The 16,075-nt window shown below is 40.3% G+C and carries 14 protein-coding genes; 13 read left to right on the forward strand and 1 reads right to left on the reverse strand.

The features are described 5' to 3' along the window. Positions 1-995 precede the first annotated feature (995 nt). The 5 genes from KS419_RS10210 to KS419_RS10230 all read left to right on the forward strand — a co-directional run bounded on the left by KS419_RS10210 (position 996) and on the right by KS419_RS10230 (position 4,758). Complete coding sequence (locus KS419_RS10210) at positions 996-1,487, forward strand: NUDIX hydrolase (RefSeq protein WP_217066304.1); 492 nt, start codon at positions 996-998, stop codon at positions 1,485-1,487. A 30-nt stretch (positions 1,488-1,517) separates the two neighbouring features. Then, entirely contained in the window at positions 1,518-2,408 is an 891-nt protein-coding gene (rapZ, locus tag KS419_RS10215) for an RNase adapter RapZ (protein ID WP_380087690.1), read from the forward strand. After that, positions 2,405-3,349 (forward strand): gluconeogenesis factor YvcK family protein, encoded by a 945-nt coding sequence (locus tag KS419_RS10220; RefSeq protein WP_217066306.1) that lies wholly within the window; start codon positions 2,405-2,407, stop codon positions 3,347-3,349. The genes rapZ and KS419_RS10220 overlap by 4 nt, the downstream gene beginning before the upstream one ends. A gap of 132 nt (positions 3,350-3,481) precedes the next feature. Then, complete coding sequence (gene whiA / locus KS419_RS10225; protein ID WP_217066307.1) at positions 3,482-4,429, forward strand: DNA-binding protein WhiA; 948 nt, start codon at positions 3,482-3,484, stop codon at positions 4,427-4,429. Positions 4,430-4,500: 71 nt separating this feature from the next. After that, a complete protein-coding gene (locus KS419_RS10230; RefSeq protein ID WP_217066308.1) occupies positions 4,501-4,758 on the forward strand; it encodes an HPr family phosphocarrier protein in 258 nt (85 codons plus the stop codon). A gap of 200 nt (positions 4,759-4,958) precedes the next feature. Here KS419_RS10230 and clpP read toward each other — a convergent pair whose 3' ends face one another. Further along, the gene (clpP, locus tag KS419_RS10235) at positions 4,959-5,546 is read right to left on the reverse strand and encodes an ATP-dependent Clp endopeptidase proteolytic subunit ClpP (protein WP_217066309.1); all 588 of its coding nucleotides are present in this window, start codon (positions 5,544-5,546) and stop codon (positions 4,959-4,961) included. A 388-nt stretch (positions 5,547-5,934) separates the two neighbouring features. Between clpP and rpoN the strand changes: the two genes are divergently transcribed. From rpoN to eno, 8 genes are all read left to right on the forward strand, one after another. Beyond that, entirely contained in the window at positions 5,935-7,290 is a 1,356-nt protein-coding gene (gene rpoN / locus KS419_RS10240) for an RNA polymerase factor sigma-54 (protein ID WP_217066310.1), read from the forward strand. A gap of 12 nt (positions 7,291-7,302) precedes the next feature. Beyond that, positions 7,303-7,554: a glutaredoxin family protein gene (locus KS419_RS10245; RefSeq protein ID WP_217066311.1), complete on the forward strand. Its 252-nt coding sequence runs from the start codon at positions 7,303-7,305 to the stop codon at positions 7,552-7,554. Positions 7,555-7,802: 248 nt separating this feature from the next. Beyond that, positions 7,803-8,828 carry a sugar-binding transcriptional regulator gene (locus KS419_RS10250; protein ID WP_217066317.1) on the forward strand — a complete coding sequence of 342 codons (1,026 nt, stop codon included), beginning with the start codon at positions 7,803-7,805 and terminating at the stop codon, positions 8,826-8,828. A 104-nt stretch (positions 8,829-8,932) separates the two neighbouring features. After that, positions 8,933-9,940 carry a type I glyceraldehyde-3-phosphate dehydrogenase gene (gene gap, locus KS419_RS10255; RefSeq protein ID WP_217066312.1) on the forward strand — a complete coding sequence of 336 codons (1,008 nt, stop codon included), beginning with the start codon at positions 8,933-8,935 and terminating at the stop codon, positions 9,938-9,940. Between the two features lie 217 nt (positions 9,941-10,157). Further along, on the forward strand, positions 10,158-11,342 hold the full coding sequence (locus tag KS419_RS10260) for a phosphoglycerate kinase (protein WP_217066313.1): 1,185 nt from the start codon (positions 10,158-10,160) through the stop codon (positions 11,340-11,342). Positions 11,343-11,365: 23 nt separating this feature from the next. Further along, positions 11,366-12,124, forward strand: coding sequence for a triose-phosphate isomerase (gene tpiA / locus KS419_RS10265; RefSeq protein ID WP_217066314.1), 759 nt, complete (start codon positions 11,366-11,368; stop codon positions 12,122-12,124). Continuing rightward, positions 12,117-13,658, forward strand: a complete 1,542-nt coding sequence (gpmI, locus tag KS419_RS10270; RefSeq protein ID WP_217066315.1) for a 2,3-bisphosphoglycerate-independent phosphoglycerate mutase — start codon at positions 12,117-12,119, stop codon at positions 13,656-13,658. The genes tpiA and gpmI overlap by 8 nt, the downstream gene beginning before the upstream one ends. 54 nt (positions 13,659-13,712) lie before the next feature. Next, entirely contained in the window at positions 13,713-14,996 is a 1,284-nt protein-coding gene (eno, locus tag KS419_RS10275; protein WP_217066316.1) for a phosphopyruvate hydratase, read from the forward strand. Positions 14,997-16,075 lie beyond the last annotated feature (1,079 nt).

Raw genomic sequence — 16,075 nt, forward strand, 5'->3', positions numbered from 1 at the left:
TAATTATTCACTCGCTTGTATAAAGAATGTTATTAGGAGCAAAAGTGTACATGCTTAGATAAGCAAAAATGTACATTAAGATACAAGCATTTATAAGGACGTCCTGTCCGTCGAGCCAACTTGTTGCTGATTCAAGGGGATTTGCTTGTCGCTGGAGTCGTCGCCTTTCACTTCTCCAAGCTTTCCTAAAAAAGCAACAAAGTTTATGAAAAGAGCCTTCCTTTTTTAAAAGGTTCTATAAGTTTTGGCACCTTCGGGTATAGTTTAGCTCCTCGCCTACTCGCATGGGCACTGAAAAAGTGGTGCTTTTCCACTTTTCAGTGTCCCAAAGCAATGAGCGTAGCCGTCGCAATTAATCGCTACGGGGCATTTCGCTCTTGATCCTTGGAAATTACACTTTTCGAAAAATACAATGTAAAGAAACCTAACAGGGAATTTTTGAGTCTGGAGGGTTTTCAAAACACAATAGAAAAGACCTAATTATGATTGGGTTTACAAAATTATTATCATACAGGTGTATATTATAAAAATGCAAATTGATTGTATTGTAAAGGAATAGTAAAGGGGTTTAGGCAAGCGTTTTCATGTACTGTATCATATCTATCAGGACACCTGTACTAGTGGGTTTTCGCATGACCTTTACAATAGCGGAAAAATCTTCACAAAACGTAATTGTCACTTAACTCTACTGTAACAAAGTTGCAACATAATTCGGTTACTATATAAGTAGTAATTGACCCCCTTTTTTTATATATCTTTTTTGCACGGGCTATAGCCCGTGCCCTTTTTTTTGAAAAACGGACATAATTATTGTCATAATTTCCTATTCTGCGCAAGGAATTGTAATTGGTTGTAAGAAAAAGATGTAGTATACTATAACTAAATGCTGTTACATTTTATAACTATGTATGTTTTTCGATTGTATAAATTGAATAACTAACGATTCGATGTTCCTTGAATAGTATGAAGGTAACAAGAAATCTGAGGTGAGAAGGTTGCAGCGTGTCACAAATTGTATATTAACTGATCAAGATAAAGTTCTTACACTAAAAAAGCCAAAACGTGGTTGGTGGGTAGCTCCTGGGGGGAAAATGGAAACTGGGGAATCCATCAGGGAAACGGTTATAAGGGAATTCTGGGAAGAAACTGGAATCACGTTAAATGATCCTGATTTAAAAGGGGTTTTTACGATTCTTATCGAAGAAAATGGGGAGATAGTAGATGAGTGGATGATGTTTACGTTTCACTCAACCGATTTCAAAGGAGAGCTCCTAAAGGAGTCCCCAGAAGGTATATTAGCCTGGCATCCGAAAGAGATGGTTAAAGACTTGCCGATGGCAGCAGGGGATTATCACATATGGAAACATGTACTCACTGGTGAAGGAATAATGTACGGAACGTTTCATTATACAAAGGATTTTGAACTATTAGCCTATCGGTTTGATGTAAACGGAAAACACATTAAGAAGTCTATGCTTGAAAAATAATTAGTAAAGGTGGCTGTCCAAGTGGAAAATATAAAAGATTTATCACATGAGTTAGAGCTTGTGATCATCACTGGAATGTCAGGCGCCGGAAAAACAGTTGCTGTTCAAAGTTTTGAGGACATGGGGTATTTCTGTGTGGATAATTTACCACCAGCCTTGATTCCTAAATTTATCGACCTCGTGGAAGGTTCAGGGGGGAAGATGCAAAAAGTTGCCCTAGTGATAGATTTAAGAGGAAGGGAATTTTTTGATCAGCTTTTTGGAGCCATTGACACAATAGGAATTGAATCGAAGGTTACACCTCAGATTGTTTTCCTTGATGCAAGGGACTCTGTTCTCGTACGACGATATAAGGAAACAAGGCGCTCCCATCCATTATCCGTTGGTGGTCCTTTATTAGAAGGAATTCAAGCTGAACGGAATCTCCTAGATGATTTAAAAGGACAAGCGCAGATGATTATTGATACGAGTGACTTAAAGCCTGTACAATTGCGTGAACGGATCATCCAGAGGTTCTCGTTAAATGAGAAACAAGTTTTTACAGTGCAATTACTTTCCTTCGGTTATAAACACGGTGTACCAATTGATGCTGACCTTGTTTTTGATGTCCGCTTCTTACCTAATCCACATTATATTGATCATATGAGGCCGAAAACTGGTTTAGATCAGGAAGTGTATGACTACGTGTTAAAGTGGTCCGAAACCCAACAGTTTATTGAAAAGCTTCACGACCTCTTGAAATACATGCTGCCCCACTACAAGCGGGAAGGGAAAAGGCAACTGGTTGTTGCTATCGGGTGTACAGGGGGAAAACATCGGTCTGTTACACTGGCTGAGTATTTTAAGGAGCACCTTGGGAATGATGGATACCATACTTATGTTAGTCACCGAGATGTGGAGAAAGGAAAACTTGAAAAATGAAAAAGGCCAATGTCGTTGTGATTGGCGGAGGAACAGGGTTGTCTGTTCTATTGAGAGGCCTCAAGACTTTTCCCGTTGATATTACAGCTATTGTTACCGTCGCCGATGATGGGGGAAGTTCCGGGAGACTGCGAAAAGAATTAAAAATTCCTCCTCCAGGTGATGTCCGAAACGTTCTTGTTGCTCTATCGGAAGTGGAACCCCTTGTGGAAGAACTTTTTCAGCATCGTTTTTCAAATGGAAATGGACTGAGTGGTCATTCTCTAGGAAATCTATTATTAGCAGGAATGACTTCTATTACCGGTGACTTTGCCCGAGGTGTTCAGGAATTAAGCAGAGTATTAAACGTAAAGGGGAAGGTTCTCCCAGCTGCTAATCAGGAAATTGTCCTTCATGCAGAGTTAGCAGATGGATCTTATGTGGAAGGAGAATCAAGTATTCCACTTTCAGGTAAGAAAATTAAACGGGTATTTCTTGAACCATCTAACCCTCAACCATTACAGGAAACATTGATTGCTCTTGAAGAAGCAGATCTCATTGTTCTTGGACCAGGAAGTTTATTTACAAGTATTATTCCAAATCTGCTTGTTCCCCAGATATCGCAAGTTATTAAAAAGTCCAATGCTTGGAAAGTATATATATGTAATGTTATGACACAACCTGGGGAAACAGATGGTTTTACTGCTGCAGATCATGTTCAAGCCATTTATAATCATATTGGAGATAAATTACTTCATGCCATCCTTGTGAACGAGCAAAAAATACCGTTTTCCTATTCCCAAAGGTATGCAAAAGAAGGTGCCCGTGAAGTTATTGTAGATAGAGATCGGCTTATGGATATGGAAATTGAAGTTATTGGGGACAGTTTATTATATTTTGATAATCATTTATTACGTCATGATGCGTTAAAGTTATCCCAACGACTAGTTTCCATGTTATAGTATTATTTAAAATACATGTTGTTATTTCCGAAAGGGTGAAACCATCATTCTGTTTTACTCGTATAGCGAAATAGGATCATTTTTAACAGATGAAAGAGACGATAGATACATTAATTGCTGGGGGTGTGGCAAATGTCATTCGCTTCCACGACAAAAAAAGAGTTAACACAGTTGGAAGTAGGGGAGTGCTGTTCAAGGGCTGAGTTGGCTGCATTGATTCGAATGAATGGATCTATTTCCATACGTAATATGCAAATTACTTTGGATATCCAAACGGAAAATGCTGCTATTGCAAGGCGAATTTATACACTGATAAAGAAACTTTTTGAGGTACATGTGGAACTCCTTGTAAGGAAAAAAATGAGACTAAAGAAAAATAATGTGTATGTTGCTCGTATAGTAAAAGATGCACGCTCCATGCTGGAGGACTTACGAATTGTTGACCCTGTCTTCTCCTTTACGAGGGAAATTTCGGAGGAACTCATTAACAATGAATGTTGTAAGCGGGCATATCTTAGGGGAGCATTCCTAGCTGGTGGCTCTGTCAGTCATCCAGAAACTTCGTCTTATCATTTAGAAATTTTCTCGTTCTATGAAGAACATAATCGGTCATTATGTGAACTAATGAACCATTTTGGTCTAAATGCAAAAATGCTAGAGCGGAAAAAAGGATTTATCCTCTACTTAAAAGAAGGGGAAAAAATAAGTGAACTTTTAAATATTATTGGTGCTCATCAGGCTTTACTTCGTTTCGAAGATGTTCGGATCATGAAAGATATGCGTAATTCCGTTAATCGTTTAGTAAATTGCGAGACAGCAAATTTAAATAAAACGGTAAGCGCTGCGATGAGGCAAATGGAAAATATCCGATTCATTAAAGAGGAAGTTGGTCTTGATGTATTACCGGATAGACTTCGAGAAGTGGCTGAACTGAGAATTGAGCATCAGGATGTTTCTTTAAAGGAACTTGGTGAAATGGTGCCAAGTGGAAAAGTGAGTAAATCTGGTATTAATCATAGGTTAAGAAAAATTGATGAGTTTGCAAATCAATTGAGGTCAGGGGAAAAAGTTTCATTCTAAGCGTTTTGCTTATAGTAATAAAAAAACATTAATATGAGACAAAATAAATGGGAGAGAGGGAGGAAGTAAAAATGGTTCAAAAACAAATTGTAGTGAAGAGAAAAGCAGGTTTACAAGCTCGCCCGGCGGCATTATTTGTTCAAGAGGCGAATCGGTTTCATTCCGATATTTTTATTGAAAAAGATGGTAAGAAGGTTAATGCAAAAAGTATAATGGGTATTATGAGTTTGGCCATTAGTGTCAATAGTGAAATTATTGTTACAACAGACGGCAGCGACGAAGAGGCGGCATTAGAATCGTTAGTGGAATTCATTGAAAAGGAAGTCTAGATTACGGAAGAGAGGTAGTTCAAAAAGGTTTAGTGTCGGCAACCTTTTTGAACTACCTCTTTTAGTAAAGCATAGTGGTATCTTAGAACCCCATCGGCTTTAGCCGTGGGAGTATCAGGTTTATCTCCAGTGTTTTTCTAATGAAAGAAAAAGGGCGTCCCAAAAGATAGCTTTTGGTGACGCCCTCTGCCGTAATTATTTTACTCTGGTTTTTTATCCATGACTTTGTCAATAAGACCGTACTTTTGAGCTTCTGCTGCAGACATAAAGTTATCGCGATCTGTATCCCTTTGTATAACTTCGATCGGTTGTCCTGTACGCTCAGAAAGAATCTCATTTAGTTTCTCGCGCATTTGAATAATTCTTTTGGCGTGAATTTCAATGTCAGACGCTTGACCTTGAGTACCACCAAGTGGTTGGTGAATCATTACTTCACTGTTTGGTAGTGCAAACCGTTTTCCTGGCTCGCCAGCTGCCAAAAGAAACGCACCCATAGATGCTGCCATACCAATACAAATAGTTTGAACTTTTGGTTTGATAAATTGCATTGTATCGAAGATTGCCATACCTGCTGTAATGGATCCCCCAGGACTGTTGATATAAAGGGAGATGTCTTTTTCAGGATCATCCGCCGCTAAAAATAAAAGCTGGGCAACCACAGAGTTTGCAACATTATCATCGATAGCTGATCCAAGCATAATGATTCGATCTTTTAATAAGCGTGAATAGATGTCATAAGCACGCTCACCACGATTTGTTTGTTCAATAACCGTTGGCACTAAATTCATGAAGTACTCCTCCTTTTTTCCTCTACCATAAAGATATGTTTCATCTCATTCGTGTATGTTCTTACAACATTATCATAACCTTAATGGTCAGTGATGGTCAAATTTTTTGGCGTATTAATATATATGTATGGGTTAACAGTTTCATCATATCCTTTTTGACAAGTTTTCAAACAGAATTTCTGGAAGAAAGAGTAATTAGTACGGGAAGAAAGCGTTTACTTTTTCATTGTTAACATATATATAATATAAATGATGAATCCAAAGTATATTTCGTGTATTATTACGTTAATTTGGTAGGGTTGGAAGCATAATTGCTGACTTTTTCCATAAGGAGTCGTGGCGCAAAAACCTAGATCATGTATAATTTAACATGAGGAGGAAGGTCTATATGAATATGAATATGGATTATGGCTTGTTTCAACAACAATCAATGAAACTAGTGATGACAAACGAACTCCGACAAGCGATTACAATTTTACAATATTCTGTTTTGGATTTAGGGCAATATCTCCATGAGCAACAGCTTGAAAATCCCTTAATGGAATTAAAAGATAATTTGATGAAAGAAGAACTGGAAAGAAGTAAACAAGATATCATGATGCCTGTATACGAAGGGAAATCCCGTTTTGGCTTTGATCAGGATGAAGAATATTCTCCACTGGATCAAGTGAGTGAAAGACAAGAAGGCTTGCAGGATCACTTATTAAACCAAATCCGTTTTTTAAAACTAGACTCAGGGCTTCGGCGAATTGTAACGTATTTTGCATTAAGTGTTGATGAGAATGGTTATTTAAAAACACCTGTCCATGAATTGGCCGAAGAATTGAGGGAACCGAAGCATCTCGTGGAAGCGGGAATCCATATTCTACAATCCCTTGAACCGATTGGTGTCGGAGCAAGTTCTTTGAAGGATTGCTTACTAATTCAGTTGCAACGAATGGAAGTCAGGGATTTACTTGCGGAAAAAATCGTATCCAATTATTTAGACATATTGGCAAAAAAACAGTTTAAAACTGTTGCAAAAGCAGAAGGTGTCGATGTGAGTGAAGTTCAGTATGTTTTTGACTTTATTCAAACACTAAACCCCAAACCGGGATCTACCTTTCATAATGAACCGCCCAAATACGTGATTCCTGATGTCACTGTAAAAAAAGTGAATGGGGAATATATTGTATTTTTAAATGAAGATCATCTACCGGAACTGACGATGAATTCGAGGTATGAAGCGTTACTGAAAAACAGTGAAACGGAAGTCAGTGAGTATATACACCGGAAATATGAACAATTCCAATGGATTAAACGCAGTGTGGAACAGCGACAGCAAACTTTGTTGAAGGTTACGAAGGCTATTGTGGATTATCAACAGAATTTTTTAGAACATGGACCATCCCACCTGCGGCCGTTGACGCTAAAAACGATTGCAGAGGCAATAGATGTCCATGAATCCACTGTCTCCCGAGCTACAACAAAGAAATATTTGCAAACGCCAAAAGGATTATTAGAATTAAAATATTTTTTCTCTTCCAATGTGGGCAATGATTCTGGGGAAGCAAGTTCTTCGGAGCGGGTTAAGATTTACTTAAAACGTCTGGTGGATGAGGAAAATAAACAAAAACCTCTTTCCGATCAAAAGTTAGCATCAGCACTAAAAGAGCAGGGGATACATGTTTCTAGACGGACCGTTGCGAAATATAGGGATGAGATGCATATACTATCCTCCTCTCAGCGAAAAAGATATAGTTAGGAAGTGCTTGCAATGAAACTTTATTTTTACACGAAAAAAGGATGCTCACTATGTGATAAGGGTTTAGGCATCTTAAGAGAATTCCAGCATAAGTACCAGTTTGAAATCGAAGCACGGGATATATATACCGACGATGAGTGGTTATTAACATATCAAATCAGAATTCCTGTCATTGAAGATATGGATGGGGTTGTTTTAGACGAAGGGATAATATCTTATCCAAAACTAGAGTTAGAATTGAAGGAACGTGTGACGCATCATTAAAACTTGTATCATCAAACATTTACAATATTCATGAAGGTGACACAAATTAAAACAAAATGTTCACATCTAGATGTTGCAGGCAGGTCATTTCCTTGTTACAATTACATTTGGAAGTACAAAGACACTGTTTCCAAATGTATACAAAAGGAAAATGATCTTTTTTTTCGCCTAAGGTGGGACACAATATGTCTACGAGGGACATATGCAGTCCCGGAATAAATCAGCGACAAAAAGGAGCACTACAACCAATGAGAATGTTGCTAGATATACAAAAAAAGTTAGTGCCTGACCTTTTAGAGGAATTAGAGAGGCGGTTTGGGATCTTACGGTTTTTACGTTTGATGCAGCCCATTGGAAGAAGGTCATTGGCCAATAGTCTGGAAATGTCTGAGCGTGTACTTCGAAGTGAAGTAACCTTTTTAAAAGAACAGGGCCTTATTGAAGTGGCAGCAGCTGGTATGACATTAACCGAAAATGGTCACAACTTGTTGACACAACTGGAAGAAGTCATGAAAGAAGTCGCCGACATCCGTAATATGGAACAGGCATTGAAGGAAAAGCTTGGACTAGAAGAGGTCTATATTGTTCCCGGTGACAGTGATGACTATTCCTGGGTGAAAAAGGAGATGGGCAGAGCTTGTGTAACCATCATGAAAAAGAAGTTATTTCCGAAGGGGAATACCATTGCCGTTACTGGTGGAACTTCAATTGCCGCAGTGGCAGAAATGATGGTACCTGATACCGACTTAAAAGAAGCACTCTTTTTACCAGCAAGGGGTGGTCTAGGGGAACAGGTAGAAAATCAGGCAAACACGATTTGTGCAACCATGGCAAGGAAAGCAATGGGATCTTACCGGCTTTTACATGTTCCAGACCAGTTAAGTAAAGAAGCATATGAATCCCTTGTGGAAGAGGAGTCGATCAGGGATATACTTGCCTCAATCCGATCTGCAAACATCGTCATTCATGGTATAGGAAATGCCGAAACAATGGCCAAGCGGAGAAACTCCACATCTGAATTATTGGAAAAACTCCAACAGGAAAATGCAGTTGCGGAAGCATTTGGTTATTATTTTGACGAGACAGGGGATATTATACATAAAGTCCTGACAATTGGGTTACAATTGGAGAATTTAAAGGGAATACCTAACATCATCGCTGTTTCCGGAGGATCCTCAAAAGCAAAAGCTATTGAGGCGTACATGAAACAACGTTCAAGCCAAATCCTAGTAACCGATGAAGGTGCTGCAAAAGGGATTTTATTAAATTCATGAGTTTTAGATAAGTAAAAATGGTTATTTTAATGATGTGGGTTCAATCAGGGAGTCTACTCCCTTTTGAAATAGATTATTGTATTTAATTTAAGGAGGAATTTTTCATGGCAACTAAAGTAGGTATTAATGGATTTGGGCGTATCGGACGAGTAGTATTCCGCGCGGCATTAAACAACCCCAATGTAGAGGTAGTGGCAATCAACGACTTGACTGATGCTAATATGTTAGCACATCTTTTGAAGTATGATTCCGTTCACGGAACATTAGATGCAACTGTAGAAGTAAAAGGAGAAAAATTAGTGGTTAACGGTACTGAAATTACTGTTACAGCTGAAAGAGATCCTTCAAAGCTTTCATGGGACGATAAAGGTGTAGAAGTTGTAGTTGAATCAACAGGATTCTTCACAAAACGTGCTGATGCTGCAAAACATTTAGAAGCTGGTGCGAAAAAAGTTATTATCTCTGCTCCTGCAACAGATGAAGATATTACACTTGTAATGGGTGTTAACGAAGACAAGTACGATGCAGCTAACCATCACGTTATTTCAAACGCATCTTGTACTACAAACTGTTTAGCTCCATTTGCGAAAGTAATTAATGATAACTTTGGATTACGTCGTGGTATGATGACAACTGTCCACTCTTACACAAATGACCAACAAATCCTTGACCTACCACACAAAGACTACCGTCGTGCTCGTGCTGCTGCTGAAAGCATTATCCCAACAACTACTGGTGCTGCAAAAGCGGTTGCTTTAGTTCTTCCAGAGTTAAAAGGAAAACTAAATGGTGGTGCATTGCGTGTTCCTACACCAAACGTATCTCTAGTTGACTTAGTTGCTGAGCTTGATAAGAATGTTACTGCTGAAGAAGTAAATGCAGTTCTTAAGGAAGCAGCTGAAGGTCCATTAAAAGGAATTCTATCTTACAGTGAAGAGCCATTAGTATCTCGTGACTATAACGGAAGCCCTGCTTCTTCTACAATTGATGCACTTTCCACAATGGTGATGGAAGATAACTTGGTGAAAATTATTTCTTGGTATGATAACGAGACTGGTTACTCACACCGTGTTGTTGATCTTGTTGATTATATTGCAAAAAAAGGACTTTAATTTAACGTTCAGGGTATAGGTAAATAAAACTGGACCCTTTCATAGCACAGGAAAAAAGGGGAGACAGCGCACTTGTCTTGTTCTCCTCTTTCCCTTGTTATTATAAAACTTTTACTTGATAGTACGAATAGGTAGGCTATCGCAAACTTGGCGAATAGCCAAGTTTTTCTAATTCTAATCTATATTTTATCTAATCTTATAAGGGAGGAACTCCTCTATGAATAAGAAGTCGGTTAGGGATATTGACGTAAAAGGGCAACGGGTATTTTGTCGTGTTGACTTTAACGTTCCAATGAAAGATGGAGAAGTAACGGATGATACAAGAATTCGCGCTGCATTGCCTACAATTAAACATCTTTCAGAACAAGGGGCTAAAGTCATCCTTGCGAGCCATTTAGGTCGTCCGAAAGGTGAAGTGGTAGAAGAGTTGCGTTTAGATGCAGTTGCTAAACGTTTAAGTGAACTTTTTGGTAAAAATGTTGTAAAAGTAGACTCTGTATTTGGTGAAGAACCTCAAAAAGCGATTGCGGAATTAAATGATGGTGACGTTCTATTGCTTGAAAACGTTCGTTTTGAAAGCGGAGAAGAGAAGAATGATCCTGAACTTGCGAAAGCATTAGCAGAACTTGCAGATGTGTATGTCAATGATGCTTTTGGTGCAGCACACCGTGCTCATGCTTCCACAGAAGGAATTGCAAAGCACATTCCTGCAGTTGGCGGTTTCTTGATGGAAAAAGAATTAGAGGTACTGGGCAAAGCATTATCTAACCCAGAACGACCTTTTACAGCGATCATCGGTGGTGCAAAAGTAAAAGACAAGATCGGTGTTATTGATAATCTATTAGAAAAAGTAGATAACTTGATCATTGGCGGAGGTTTAGCCTACACGTTTATTAAAGCAAAAGGTCATGAAGTGGGTAAGTCTTTACTGGAAGAAGATAAAATTGACCTTGCGAAACAGTTTATGCAAAAAGCGGAAGAAAAAGGTGTTAAATTCTATATGCCAGTTGATGCGATTGTGGCAGATAAATTTGGTGCAGATGCAACTACACAAGTCGTTGATATTGAAAGCATCCCGAGTGACTGGGAAGCACTAGATATTGGACCGCAAACAATTGATAGCTATCGAGATGTGATTCTTAACTCCAAACTAGTGATTTGGAATGGACCAATGGGAGTGTTTGAACTAGAACCATTTGCGAATGGAACGATTTCTGTAGCAAAAGCACTTGCAGATGCTCAAGATGCTTACACTGTTATTGGTGGCGGGGATTCAGCTGCTGCCGTTGAAAAGTTCGGATTTGCAGAAAACATGGACCATATTTCTACAGGCGGTGGAGCATCCCTTGAATTTATGGAAGGGAAAGAACTTCCGGGAGTCGTGGCGTTAAACGATCGTTAAACCGAAAGAGGAGGCGAAAGTCTATGCGAAAACCTATTATTGCAGGAAACTGGAAAATGAATAAAACAAAAGGGGAAGCGGTAAGCTTTGTCCAAGAAGTGAAAGGTCTTGTCCCGTCCGCTGGAAAAGTGGAATCTGTTGTTTGTTCACCAGACTTATTCCTTGATGCATTAGTTCAAGAAGCAAAAGGATCCGATTTAGCGGTTGGTGCACAAAACATGTACTTTGAAGAAAGTGGAGCATTCACGGGAGAAACTAGTCCGGTAGCTTTAACTGACTTAGGTGTGACATATGTTATTATCGGTCACTCTGAGCGACGTGAACTCTTCGGTGAAACAGACGAGAGTGTGAATAAAAAAGTGCATGCTGCGTTTGCTCATAATTTAGTGCCAATCGTTTGTGTTGGGGAAACATTGGAGCAGCGAGAAGGAAATGAAACTACTGGCGTTGTAACAACACAAGTAACTGCGGCGCTTAAAGGTTTATCAGAAGATCAAGTGAAAAATACAGTAATTGCTTACGAGCCTATCTGGGCGATTGGAACCGGGAAGACAGCATCCTCTGAAGATGCAAATGAAACTTGCGGTGTTATTCGTAATGTAGTGAAGGATATTGTATCAGAAGGTGCAGCGGAGGCCGTTCGTATTCAATATGGTGGAAGTGTGAAACCAGCTAACATCAAAGAACTGTTAGCTCAGTCTGATATTGATGGGGCCCTTGTTGGTGGAGCAAGCTTAGATGCCCAGTCTTTTTTACAGTTAGTGGAGGCAGGAAATGAGTAAGAGTCAACCGAAAGCATTGATTATTCTTGACGGCTTCGCCCTTCGTGATGAAACGGAAGGAAATGCCGTTGCACAAGCAAATAAACCTAATTTTGACCGTTACTGGAACGAATTCCCCCACGCCACGCTAACTGCAAGCGGAGAAGCCGTAGGACTGCCAGATGGCCAAATGGGGAACTCTGAAGTGGGACACATGAATATTGGTGCGGGGCGGATTGTTTATCAAAGTTTAACTCGAGTAAACTTAGCGATACGTGAAGGGGAATTTTTCCAAAATCCAACATTCCTCGCTGCCATGAAGCATGTGAAAGAAAAGGGAACAAACCTACATCTATATGGCCTTTTATCAGATGGGGGGATACATAGTCACATCCAACACATGTTTGCCCTTTTGGAAATGGCGAAAACCCATGGAATTGAAAAAGTATTCTTACATGGTTTTCTAGATGGACGGGATGTGGGTCCACAATCTGCCGAGGCTTATATAAAGATGACACAAGATAAGCTTGATGAGTTAGGTATAGGGGAAATCGCGACGATTCAAGGGCGATATTACGCAATGGATCGTGATAAACGTTGGGAACGGGTGGAAAAATCTTATCGTTCCATGGTATATGGGGAAGGGTTAAAATACCGTGACCCATTGGAGGCCCTTCAAGATTCTTACAAAAATTCGATCCACGATGAATTTTTGCTCCCTTCCGTGATTACAAAGGATGATGGGGAAACACCTAAGGGTACAATTCAAGATGAAGATGCCATCATTTTCTTTAACTTTCGTCCAGACCGCGCGATTCAGATGTCACAAGTTTTTACGAATGAAGAATTTGTCGGTTTTGACCGTGGAGATCTTTTTCCGAAAAACTTGCATTATGTTTGCTTAACGAAGTTTAGTGAGTCTGTAAACGGGTATGTTGCCTTTGAACCCACCAACTTGGATAATACTTTGGGTGAAGTGGTTTCGAAAGCTGGTTTCACTCAACTACGAATTGCAGAAACGGAAAAATATCCACATGTTACTTTCTTTTTCAGCGGTGGCCGGGAAGAAAACTTTGAAGGGGAAGAACGAATTCTCATTGATTCTCCTAAAGTAGCCACTTACGATTTAAAGCCTGAAATGAGTGCGTATGAAGTAACCGATGCTTTATTGGAGGATATCCGACAAGACAAGCATGATTTAATTGTGTTGAACTTTGCGAACCCGGATATGGTTGGACATTCAGGAATGCTCGAACCAACGATTAAAGCGGTGGAAGCAGTGGATGAATGTCTTGGAAAAATCGTGGACCTCATCTTGGAAAAAGGTGGAAAAGCAGTAATAACAGCGGATCATGGCAATGCGGATGTTCTTATTACCGAAGATGGTACTCCAATGACAGCACACACAACAAACCCGGTACCTGTCATAGTCACAGATAAAGATGTGGAACTACGTGACGATGGAATATTAGGGGATTTAGCTCCAACGATGCTTGAATTATTGGAAATTGCGCAACCTAAAGAGATGACGGGGAATTCCTTGATAAAAAAATAAACTTAATAAAATTTGGCAAAGCCCAAGTTTTCAAAAGAATAGGAGTGTTAGATAATGACAATTATTGCTGATGTTTATGGTCGTCAAGTATTGGATTCTCGCGGAAATCCTACAGTAGAGGTAGAAGTTCACTTAGAAGACGGAGGATTTGGCCGCGCTATCGTACCAAGTGGTGCATCCACAGGGGAATATGAAGCTGTTGAACTTCGTGACGGTGGAGATGCTTGGATGGGTAAAGGTGTTACAAACGCAGTGGAGAACGTAAACGAAGTAATCGCACCTGAATTAATTGGTTTCGATGCACTTGATCAGGTTGGAATTGATCAATTAATGATCGAACTAGATGGTACAGAAAACAAAGGGAAGCTTGGTGCTAACGCAATTCTTGGCGTTTCCATGGCAGTAGCTCGTGCAGCGGCAGATTCTCTTGGTCTACCTTTATATGTTTACCTTGGCGGATTTAATGCAAAAACACTTCCTACTCCGATGATGAACATCATCAACGGTGGTGAGCATGCGGACAACAACGTAGATATCCAAGAGTTCATGGTTATGCCTGTTGGTGCGGAAAACTTTAATGAGGCACTTCGCATGGGTGCGGAAATCTTCCACAACTTAAAAAGCGTATTAAAAGGAAAAGGATACAACACGGCTGTAGGTGACGAAGGTGGTTTTGCTCCTAACCTTGGTTCCAACGAAGAAGCCCTTTCCACAATCATTGAAGCGATCGAAAAAGCAGGTTACAAGCCTGGTGAAGATGTTCTTCTTGCAATGGACGTTGCTGCATCTGAAATCTATGAAGATGGCAAGTACAACCTCAAAGGGGAAGGTGTTGTTAAAACTTCTGCTGAAATGGTTGATTTCTATGAAGAGCTTTGTAACAAATACCCAATCGTCTCTATTGAAGATGGTCTTGACGAAAATGACTGGGAAGGTTTCAAATTATTAACAGAGCGTCTTGGTAAAAAAGTTCAACTAGTTGGGGACGACTTATTCGTAACAAACACGAAGAAACTTGCACAAGGTATCGAGCAAGGTATCGGAAACTCTATCTTAATCAAAGTTAACCAAATCGGTACATTGACAGAAACGTTTGACGCAATCGAAATGGCGAAGCGTGCAGGTTACACAGCAGTTATCTCTCACCGTTCAGGTGAATCAGAAGACAGCACCATCGCTGACATCGCGGTTGCAACAAATGCTGGTCAAATTAAAACAGGAGCTCCATCACGTACGGACCGAGTTGCGAAGTATAACCAATTACTACGCATCGAGGACGAGTTACAGTTTATCGGTCAATACGCTGGTAAAAAAGCATTCTATAACTTAAACAACTAATAAAATTATTTGCTATTCGTGCTCGCTTGTCTAGTAGATGAGTTTGGTTGAACCGATAGTAAAAAGAAAATGGACTGTCCTATCCTTCAAGTTACGTTGACTTGACGGTGGGGCAGTCCTTTTAATTGGATTGGATATTGGATTGTATTGTAGTGGATTGTAGTGGATTGGACTGGATTGCAATGTATTGGGTTGAACTGTAATTTGGTATCACCGTGGAGGCCCCAGGTTCCGGTGAACCAGGTACAGGTGAACCAGGTACAGGTGAACCTGGTTCAAAAACCCGAGGTTCAATCCGTGAGCATGAGGGAGTATGAGGGAGCCTGAACCAGGGGTAAGTGAACCAGGTTCAGGTGAACCAGGATCAAAAACCCGAGGTTCAATCCGTGAGCATGAGGGAGTATGGGGGAGCCTGAAGTAGGGGTAAGTGAACCAGGTTCAGGTGAACCAGGATCAAAAACCCGAGGTTCAATCCGTGAGCATGAGGGAGTATGGGGGAGCCTGAAGTAGGGAAAAATGAACCAGGTTCCGTTGAACCAGGTTCAAAAACCCGAGGTTCAATCCGTGAGCATGAGCGAGTATGAGGGAGCCTGAACTAGGGAAAAATGAACCAGGTACAGGTGAACCAGGTTCAAAAACCCCGGGTTCAATCCGTGAGCATGAGCGAGTATGAGGGAGCCTGAACTAGGGAAAAATGAACCAGGTACAGGTGAACCAGGTTCAAAAACCCGAGGTTCAATCCGTGAGCATGGGCGAGTGTGAGGGAGCCTGAACTAGGGGTAAGTGAACCAGGTTCAGGTGAACCTGGTTCAAAAACCCGAGGTTCAATCCGTGAGCATGAGGGAGCATGAGGGAGCCTGAACCAGGGCAAAATGAACCAGGTTCAGGTGAACCAGGTTCAAAAACCCGAGGTTCAATCCGTGAGCATGAGGGAGCATGAGGGAGCCTGAACCAGGGCAAAATGAACCAGGTTCAGGTGAACCTGGTTCAAAAACCCGAGGTTCAATCCGTGAGCATGAGGGAGCATGAGGGAGCCTGAACCAGGGAAAAATGAACCAGGTTCAGGTGAACCTGGTTTA

Source organism: Evansella tamaricis (assembly GCF_019042215.1).
Lineage (GTDB): Bacteria > Bacillota > Bacilli > Bacillales > Salisediminibacteriaceae > Evansella > Evansella tamaricis.

Bases quoted from the DNA above. Each gene is read 5' to 3' on its own strand.
- KS419_RS10220 (WP_217066306.1), top strand. From the start codon at position 2,405: ATGAAAAAGGCCAATGTCGTTGTGATTGGCGGAGGAACAGGGTTGTCT.
- whiA (WP_217066307.1), top strand. From the start codon at position 3,482: ATGTCATTCGCTTCCACGACAAAAAAAGAGTTAACACAGTTGGAAGTA.
- KS419_RS10230 (WP_217066308.1), top strand. From the start codon at position 4,501: ATGGTTCAAAAACAAATTGTAGTGAAGAGAAAAGCAGGTTTACAAGCT.
- clpP (WP_217066309.1), bottom strand. From the start codon at position 5,546: ATGAATTTAGTGCCAACGGTTATTGAACAAACAAATCGTGGTGAGCGT.
- rpoN (WP_217066310.1), top strand. From the start codon at position 5,935: ATGAATATGAATATGGATTATGGCTTGTTTCAACAACAATCAATGAAA.
- KS419_RS10245 (WP_217066311.1), top strand. From the start codon at position 7,303: ATGAAACTTTATTTTTACACGAAAAAAGGATGCTCACTATGTGATAAG.
- KS419_RS10250 (WP_217066317.1), top strand. From the start codon at position 7,803: ATGAGAATGTTGCTAGATATACAAAAAAAGTTAGTGCCTGACCTTTTA.
- gap (WP_217066312.1), top strand. From the start codon at position 8,933: ATGGCAACTAAAGTAGGTATTAATGGATTTGGGCGTATCGGACGAGTA.
- KS419_RS10260 (WP_217066313.1), top strand. From the start codon at position 10,158: ATGAATAAGAAGTCGGTTAGGGATATTGACGTAAAAGGGCAACGGGTA.
- tpiA (WP_217066314.1), top strand. From the start codon at position 11,366: ATGCGAAAACCTATTATTGCAGGAAACTGGAAAATGAATAAAACAAAA.
- gpmI (WP_217066315.1), top strand. From the start codon at position 12,117: ATGAGTAAGAGTCAACCGAAAGCATTGATTATTCTTGACGGCTTCGCC.
- eno (WP_217066316.1), top strand. From the start codon at position 13,713: ATGACAATTATTGCTGATGTTTATGGTCGTCAAGTATTGGATTCTCGC.